General features: G+C 46.4%; 10 protein-coding genes. All 10 read left to right on the forward strand.

Translation table 11 applies throughout. The annotated features are described in order from the left end of the window. A partial coding sequence (locus ACVBDY_RS20845; RefSeq protein ID WP_447177407.1) for a hypothetical protein occupies positions 1-439 on the forward strand: 439 nt, incomplete at its 5' end. Then, on the forward strand, positions 358-876 hold the full coding sequence (locus ACVBDY_RS20850; protein WP_447177408.1) for a CHAP domain-containing protein: 519 nt from the start codon (positions 358-360) through the stop codon (positions 874-876). The genes ACVBDY_RS20845 and ACVBDY_RS20850, both read left to right, overlap by 82 nt. A gap of 316 nt (positions 877-1,192) precedes the next feature. After that, on the forward strand, positions 1,193-1,831 hold the full coding sequence (locus ACVBDY_RS20855) for a fibronectin type III domain-containing protein (protein ID WP_447177409.1): 639 nt from the start codon (positions 1,193-1,195) through the stop codon (positions 1,829-1,831). A gap of 131 nt (positions 1,832-1,962) precedes the next feature. Continuing rightward, on the forward strand, positions 1,963-2,379 hold the full coding sequence (locus ACVBDY_RS20860) for a hypothetical protein (protein WP_447177410.1): 417 nt from the start codon (positions 1,963-1,965) through the stop codon (positions 2,377-2,379). A 1,101-nt stretch (positions 2,380-3,480) separates the two neighbouring features. Beyond that, positions 3,481-3,972, forward strand: coding sequence for a T9SS type A sorting domain-containing protein (locus tag ACVBDY_RS20865; RefSeq protein WP_447177411.1), 492 nt, complete (start codon positions 3,481-3,483; stop codon positions 3,970-3,972). Positions 3,973-4,230: 258 nt separating this feature from the next. After that, the gene (locus ACVBDY_RS20870) at positions 4,231-4,908 is read left to right on the forward strand and encodes a hypothetical protein (RefSeq protein ID WP_447177412.1); all 678 of its coding nucleotides are present in this window, start codon (positions 4,231-4,233) and stop codon (positions 4,906-4,908) included. A 1-nt stretch (position 4,909) separates the two neighbouring features. Further along, positions 4,910-5,854, forward strand: a complete 945-nt coding sequence (locus tag ACVBDY_RS20875) for a hypothetical protein (RefSeq protein ID WP_447177413.1) — start codon at positions 4,910-4,912, stop codon at positions 5,852-5,854. A gap of 1 nt (position 5,855) precedes the next feature. Beyond that, positions 5,856-6,602: a hypothetical protein gene (locus ACVBDY_RS20880; protein WP_447177414.1), complete on the forward strand. Its 747-nt coding sequence runs from the start codon at positions 5,856-5,858 to the stop codon at positions 6,600-6,602. Position 6,603: 1 nt separating this feature from the next. Then, positions 6,604-7,338 carry a hypothetical protein gene (locus ACVBDY_RS20885; protein WP_447177415.1) on the forward strand — a complete coding sequence of 245 codons (735 nt, stop codon included), beginning with the start codon at positions 6,604-6,606 and terminating at the stop codon, positions 7,336-7,338. A 1-nt stretch (position 7,339) separates the two neighbouring features. Beyond that, a complete protein-coding gene (locus ACVBDY_RS20890) occupies positions 7,340-8,281 on the forward strand; it encodes a hypothetical protein (protein ID WP_447177416.1) in 942 nt (313 codons plus the stop codon). Positions 8,282-8,289: the final 8 nt, after the last annotated feature.

Here is an 8,289-nt window from a genome sequence, read left to right on the forward strand (position 1 = left end):
AAAACCCCCGCATCCGGAACCGTTCCGGCTGCGGAAAGTAACGTGGGAAGACGACTATGTCGATTTCCTGCACGACCAGGCCCAGGGGCCGCGATACCGGCACCTGCGAAGATGGGGGAGACAAGCCGTCCTGGTACTCCTCCTGCTATCGGCCTTCCTGTATGCCGGTCCGCTGCTGCGGCTGGCGGACAGCACCGCGGCCACGGTAGATGCCGGCACCCTGAGCCTGCTGCTGCTGGTACTGCTGGGCGTAGCCGCCTGCCACCTGCTGGCCTGCACATTGACCGCACAACTGTATCGCAGCTTCAGGCGGCTGCTGGACAGCGCTTTTACCACACATTCCTTAAAACTGAACCCATGGCAACACGTATGTATTTACCTGGCTGGCTATATCTCCTTATTCTGGGGTATGGCCCTCTGGCTCTCGCAAATGATGTAAGTACCCTGCGCCGGGTCTACACGGCCGAAGTGGGAGTCAAAGAAGCCACCGGGCAGAACGATGGTAAACGGGTAGCGGAATACCTCCGCTATACCGGCCTGGGCGAAGGCTACAACTGGTGCGCCGCATTCGTAAGCTTCTGCTTTAACAAAGCGGGATACACGCAACCCCGCACCCCCTGGAGCCCTGCACTGTTCCCGGACCGTAAGGTGATCCGGAGGAACAAAAAAGGAGGGAAGGACCAAAAAACCCCCCGTGCCGGCGACGTCTTCGGCCTCTACAATACCAGCCTGGGCCGTATCGCCCACGCCGGTTTTATAGACCGGTGGACCGGCAACTGGGCCTATACCGTAGAAGGCAATGTCAATAACGCCGTAGTACGCAAACGCCGCCCCGTCCGTACCCTTACCGTTATTGCCCGGTGGACGGCGGATTAGCCCTGCTATAAAACCTTTGTGAAACGCTGTGGGATCTCTGTGTATCTCTGTGAAATAGGCTATGACACAAAGCTGCACAGAACAAATCTAAAAAGCTCCTCCCTTTTGATAAAGGGAGGTGGGCGGACTTTAGTCCGGTCGGAGGGTTAGAAAGCCCAGGCCATGGTAAAAACATAAATGTTAGGGAATTAGCCCTATGACTTGGGCTGTCAAACCCTCCCCCCTTCGCTTCGCTAGGGTACCTCCCTTCATCTGAAGGGAGGAGCCTTGTAAGTTTAGACTAAAACCAAATGTTTAACATTAAAATTTTAAAAAAATGAGACGACCAAAATTAATTACCAACTATGACTATCTGAGTGATAGCGACCTGGCCGTACTGGCCACACGTACCCTGGATGCCCTGGGGACGAATACCCATTTCCCGGACCTGTACCCGCCATTTGCGGAATACGAGCTCGTAGCGCAGGATTACCTGAACAAACAGGGGATCACTGCCGCGGGCGGCAACCTTCGGGAAACCAAGGAAAAGGACGAAGCCCGCGCCGCCCTGGTGACGATGATGCGCCGGGTAACCACGTACATCAACAACTTCAGCGACCTGGCTTCCACACAGCTCAGCTCGGGCTTCTATCCCGTAGCCAATCCTAAAAGTACCAGGGTACCCGGGGCTTGCGAATGGACACGTATCCGCGCTTCCCGGAGGCCGGATGAGATATTGCTGGAATTCCCGGCCATACGGGAAGCCTATGACTATGAGAAACAGATTGCCGATACGCTGGACGAGAACGGGCAGCCCCTATGGCAATCTGCCGGCAGTAACTCCAACTCCCGCGGCAATTTCCACGCCCCCGTACAGGACGGTGTGACGTATTATTTCCGGGTACGGGCGCGCAACAAGAACGGTGTGAGCGCCTGGAGCCCCGTGTCCTCGATGCGTGCCACGGTAAAGGAATAACCATGAACACGCCACTAAAGCTATTCATCCTGTGGGCAGGCTGCTGTTTTGTGATCTGTTGCAGTACCCGGCGCCACCGACAAAGCGAAATCAAACAGCGTTCGGAAGCACGAATAACCGACTTCCGCGCCATGTCCGTCGAACAGCTCGACAGCTTGTCGGTGGCCAGGGTACACCAGGCCTTGCAGGAACTGGAAGCAGTGGCTATCGCGCCTGTGGGCCGGTTCAGCTATCACCGTGATTCTGGCTTTAGCGGGGAGGCCGAAAAGGTGGTGATCTATAACCGGCGCAATGTGGCTTACGACGCGTTGCAAAACCAACATCACAGCCATACCCGGCAGGAAAAACACCAACAGCGCGACAGCAGCCATACCCGGGAAGCACAACGTTACGAGGCCAAGGCCTTAGAACGTACCGGTAGCCCTTGCTGGTACTGGTGGTTGATCGCCATAGCGGTCATGGCTTTTATGGTCCTTGGCTGGATCGTACGGAAACATTTCCGATGGCGGAAATTGTTGGGATTTTTATTCCCAAACAAGCCCGGATAGCCCCATTTAAGGGAATGCATATACACTGAACCGGGTTGGACTAGCCGCAAAGGCCACCCGGTAAGCGGCGAACTGATTTCAGTTCGCCGCTTTTGCATTTGTGTACATATTCACAGGCAACCGGGTTGACTGCTAACCCAATTGCTTAGGGATTCACTCCCTTTTCCCTTTACCGCCAAGAGTATCCATAGCACCGTAAACCGGGGGCTCCGCACCGCCTATATATCCCCCTGGGCCATAAACGGAATCCTCCCGGCTGCCAACCCTGTCCGTTATGCAGCAAGCTCAACCCGTTATGCGGTAAACCCACCCGGGTGTGAAATTAGCCGCAACCCGGTAAGCGGTACACAGAATTCCGTTTACGGCAAACAGTATCCCCTGGGCCGTTCACCCATTCCCGGGACAATGCAAACCGAACCCTGTTAGCGGCTAAGGCAACCGGGTATGACATCAAAAGCAACCCGGTAAGCGGTTAAAGGGAACGGGTATGCTGCATACCGAACTCCCTCCGGCATAAACAGGGTTGTGTTTATGGCTGTTTTTCAGCTTTCCATGAGAAAGCACCTAAGCCAAAACCAGGTGCGTTTCCCGATCCCGATGATTATCCGGGGACGCTTATTTATTGGGGTTTGGCCAAAGACCACAAATCAAAATCAATGTGTCACTGCGAACGCCGAGCGATAGCGAGGGGGCGGCAGTCCGGTAGCTGGTATGCGCCTGCCATTGAGGTATACTGCTAACCGCCATGAGATTGCTACACCCCCGCCTAAGCGGGGGCTCGCTCCCGATAATTATCGGGAGACGCTTGTTTATTGGGATTTAAAAATAATAAGTATATGCTCGAAGGATATACCTCACGCTATGAAGTGTACCCAATTCCACTGGAATACTCTTCGTTTTTTTCAAAGGGAAAACTTTTATCCCAGGTTAAAAAATGGTAAAATTTTCTTTTTAAGTGCAGGGAAAGAAAATATTTTATATTTTTATCCTCCCCCTAATAGATTATTTGACTGGCATATGCCAGGGTCTTTTTCGTATACCTTTTTTTAAGGTTTACGGTCAAGCAGTTAATTATAGAAATATTAACTTAAATATATTAGTGTGGAAAAATCTTTACTCTCTTTTCTGAAATCCTGTTTTCTATTCTTTTTTGCATTTGCCTTTTATATGGCGGATGCGCAGGAAATCACTTTTACTTATGACGCTGCAGGAAACCAGACAAACCGGAAATGGGTATGTGTGAACTGCAAAACTGCGGAAGACCTTGCCAAAGCGGCCAAAATGGAAGAAGCTGCGGAAACCCCCGAGGAATTACAGGAGGTAGCTATGACGGACGAAGAAACTTTGGCCCGTCCTTTAACCTTATATCCCAACCCGGTGTCTTCTACCTTATATGTGGATTGGGAAGGGGATTTCCCGGTCCGGGAGGTGCAGATCTATGGCAATATCGGTAACCTGGTCAACAAAAATGCTGTTGCGAAGAGTCAGACCCAGGCCGAATTGCAATTCGGTATGCTCCCCATAGGGGTTTACGTTATGGTAGTGATTTATGAGGACGGTCATAAGGAAACCCGTAAGATCATAAAGAAATAGATCATACTTCATATCCATGTCTTTAATCCATGATCAAATTCATTATAAGTAGATTTTCCTTGTCCCGATATTCATCGGGATCTCCCTTTAGGGATTGGGGTAAAAAATCAAGGAAAATCGGATTTTCTGACAACGCATTGAAAAGCAAATGTTGCCATGTACTAAGAACAGATGTAAATATGTATTTCCCCGTATAATAAATCAAACCCAATTGACCTGTGAAATATGAATAAACAGACCAACTTAAAAAGCTATAATATGAGAAATATACTCAAAAAAATATCAGCATATGTCCCCTCCCCCTGGGGGAGGGCTTGGGTGGGGGTATTGTTCCTTTTGCTCCCTCTTACTTTTTATGCCCAGTCCAATCTCTTTCCGACTTCTGGAAATACCGGGATCGGTATAACCACCCCGCAGACTCCTTTACAAATTAATCAATCGGAAAGACACAAAGGCCTGTCTATTACGGAAAGTGATAATTCCTTAAAAATCTATCTCCATCTTGCAAAATTTGATAACGGCAGAGAATATGGCTTCCTGGATTTAGGAGGAGACACGAAGTTAAGGGGGAACGGAGAACTCTCTTATTTCGATGGAAACGTAGGTATAGGCACAACCAATCCCGGCACCTGGAAACTCGCCGTAAACGGAAAGATTAGGGCTAAAGAAATCAAAGTGGAAACCGGTTGGAGCGATTTTGTCTTTGAAGAACACTATGCTTTGCCCACTTTAGAAGAAGTAGAACAGCACATTAAAGAAAAAGGTCATTTAAAGGATATTCCCAGTGCCAAAGAAGTGGAAGCGAACGGGATCTTCCTGGGGGAGATGGATGCTAAATTGTTACAGAAGATTGAGGAATTGACTTTATACATGATAGAGCTAAAGAAAGAAAACCAACAGCTCCGTAAAGAAATGGATGAACTTAAAAAGCTATAATATGAGAAATACACTCAAAAAAATATCAGAATATGTTCCCTCCCCCTGGGGGAGGGCCTGGGTGGGGGTATTGTTCCTGCTGCTCCCTTTTACTTTTAATGCCCAGACCAATATATTCCCGGCTTCAGGCAATGTGGGAATAGGGACTACGAACCCAAATTACAAATTAACAGTAGACGGAACTATATCAAACAATTCCTTTCGGATGTCGTACGAGCATGGTGACCTATGGATGCGAAGGTACGGATCCGGAGATCTAACCTGGAAAAGAGCACTGTCTACGTTAGGTTCGATGCTCCGGATAAATTTTTCAGGTGATTATGAAGGAGGTGTAAATATACAGGGACCGGGACTACTGGTTGACGGAAATGTAGGTATAGGGACTACGGCACCCAATGCCAAACTTCATATAAACTCTTCTGAAAACGGAGCTATTCAGATACATAGAGAAGGTTACCCGGATAAATATCTGGATATATGGCATGGCACCAGTGGAGCAGTAATTGACGCTATTAATACAACTACCGGCCTTTTATATCTGGGGTATGCTAATCCGGTAAATGTGTACCTGGCCAAGGCCGGTGGTAGTGTAGGTATAGGGACCACTAATATTAATGGTTGGAAACTCGCCGTAAATGGCAATATCCGCGCTAAGGAAATCAAAGTAGAGACTGGTTGGAGCGACTTTGTCTTTGAAGACAGTTATAACCTGCCCACTTTAGAAGAAGTAGAACAACACATCAAAGAAAAGGGACATTTAAAAGATATTCCCAGCGCTAAGGAAGTGGAAGCGAACGGGATATTCCTAGGGGAGATGGATGCTAAATTGTTGCAGAAGATTGAGGAGCTGACGCTCTATACCATACAATTACAAAAGGAAGTAAATGCCTTAAGTGCGGAAAACCAACAATTTCGAAAAGAAATAGATGAACTTAAAAAGCCATAATATGAGAAATGTACTCAAAAAAATGTCACAGTATTTTCCCTCCCCCTGGGGGAGGGCCAGGGTGGGGGTATTGTTCCTTTTGCTCCCTTTTACTTTTTATGCTCAAACTAATACGTTTCCGGCTTCCGGGAATGTAGGGATAGGTACAACTTCTCCGGAAGCAAAACTGGATATAGCAGGAGTTACCTACTTAAAAGGGGCACCCACCTATTCCAAGGTTTCAGAACAACTTCGAATAGGAAGATCAGATCAAAATATCAGATACCATTCCATCTACTCCAACCATACAGGTTCTGGGTATTCCAATTATATTCAATTCCGGATACATAATGGTAATAGTACTGATGTTATGGAACAAGTCACTACAATGACATTGAACGGAGAAGGCAACGTAGGGATCGGTACAGAGGTGCCAGGGAGTTGGAAACTTGCTGTAAATGGAAAAATACGTGCCAAGGAGATCAAAGTAGAAACCGGCTGGAGCGACTTTGTCTTTGAAGAGAGCTATATCCTGCCCACTTTAGAAGAAGTAGAACAACACATCAAAGAAAAAGGCCATTTAAAGGATATCCCCAGCGCTAAGGAAGTGGAAGATAACGGGATATTCCTGGGGGAGATGGATGCCAAATTGTTGCAGAAGATAGAGGAGATAACTTTATATACTATTCAGCAGCAAAAACAAATAGAATTAATCCTGGAAGAAAACCAACAGCTCCGTAAAGAAATCGATAAACTCAAAAAGCCGTAATATGAGAAATACACTCAAAAGAATATCAGCATATGTTCCCTCCCCCAGGGGGAGGGCCAGGGTGGGGGTATTGTTCCTTTTGCTCCCGTTTACTTTTTATGCTCAAACTAATACGTTTCCGGCTTCGGGGAATGTAGGGATTGGAACTTTGACTCCGGAAAACTCCCTAGAAGTTATATCTTCAAATATTGCAGTTTCAAAGTTTAAACGATTAGGAGGTGCCGGAGGAGCTGCTTTACAAATAGAAAATGCTGCAGGAACAGGAACCTGGAATATTGGAGTAGGGGATAATACTCATTTTTCAATATGGAAAGCAGATGGGGCTTTTGGTGAACTTTTTATTTTGAAGCAAAATGGAGCAATGGGAATTGGTGCTGAACCAGGCACCTGGAAACTCGCCGTAAATGGTAACATCCGCGCCAAAGAGATCAAAGTAGAAACCGGCTGGAGCGATTTTGTCTTTGAAGACAGTTATAACCTGCCCACTTTGGAAGAAGTAGAACAGCACATTAAAGAAAAAGGTCATTTAAAGGATATTCCCAGTGCTAAGGAAGTGGAAGCGAACGGGATATTCCTGGGGGAGATGGATGCAAAATTATTGCAGAAGATTGAGGAGATAACTTTATATACTATTCAGCAGCAAAAAAGAATAGATGCACAACAAAAACAAATAGAGACGATCCTGGGAGAAAATCAGCAATTGCGAAAAGAAATAAACCAACTCAAAAAGCCGTAATATGAGAAATACACTCAAAAAAATATCAGCGTATGTCCCTTCCCCTTGGGGGAGGGCCAGGGTGGGGGTATTGTTCCTTTTGCTCCCTTTTACTTTTTATGCTCAAACCAATACTTTTCCGACTTCGGGGAATGTAGGGATAGGGACAACTAATCCTACTTCGAAACTTGAAGTAAATGGTGAAATAAAATCGAATTCTCTCATACAAACAGTTAATCCTAATAACCCGGCGGCCAATCTCCATCTAAGTTGGTTTGATAATGTGGCAAGGATCCGGATTGGGGGAGATGGCGAAGGAGCAGAGAACGGACTGGATATTCAAGGCATAGGGAATAAAAGTTTAATGCGACTACTCAATAATGGTAACATAGGGATCGGGGTAACGAATCCAACTATGAAACTGACGGTAGACGGAAGTATTAGAAATAATTCCTTTTCATTATCCGGCAGTAACGGAGATCTCTTTATGAAAAGAGGAAATAGTGATACTAACTGGAAAAGAGCATTAGTATGCTGGGATACTTCTTTAACCCTTAATTTCGATGGAGATTTTAGCAATGGAGTTAGGGTAATGGGAAATAAATTCAGTGTGGATGGTAATATGGGTATAGGAACAGATAATGCAGCCGGATGGAAACTCGCCGTAAACGGCAATATCCGCGCTAAAGAAATCAAAGTGGAAACCGGCTGGAGCGATTTTGTCTTTGAAGAAAATTACAACCTGCCCACTTTAGAAGAAGTAGAACAACACATTAAAGAAAAGGGACATTTAAAAGATATTCCCAGCGCTAAGGAAGTGGAAGCGAACGGGATATTCCTGGGGGAGATGGATGCCAAATTGTTGCAGAAGATTGAAGAACTCATGCTTTATACAATTAAACAGGAAAAAAGAATTCTTCAATTGGAAGAAGAAATAGAAACGCTTAAAGCAATCGTCAAATGAAAAAACTA

This window comes from Sinomicrobium halophytocola, assembly GCF_052983395.1.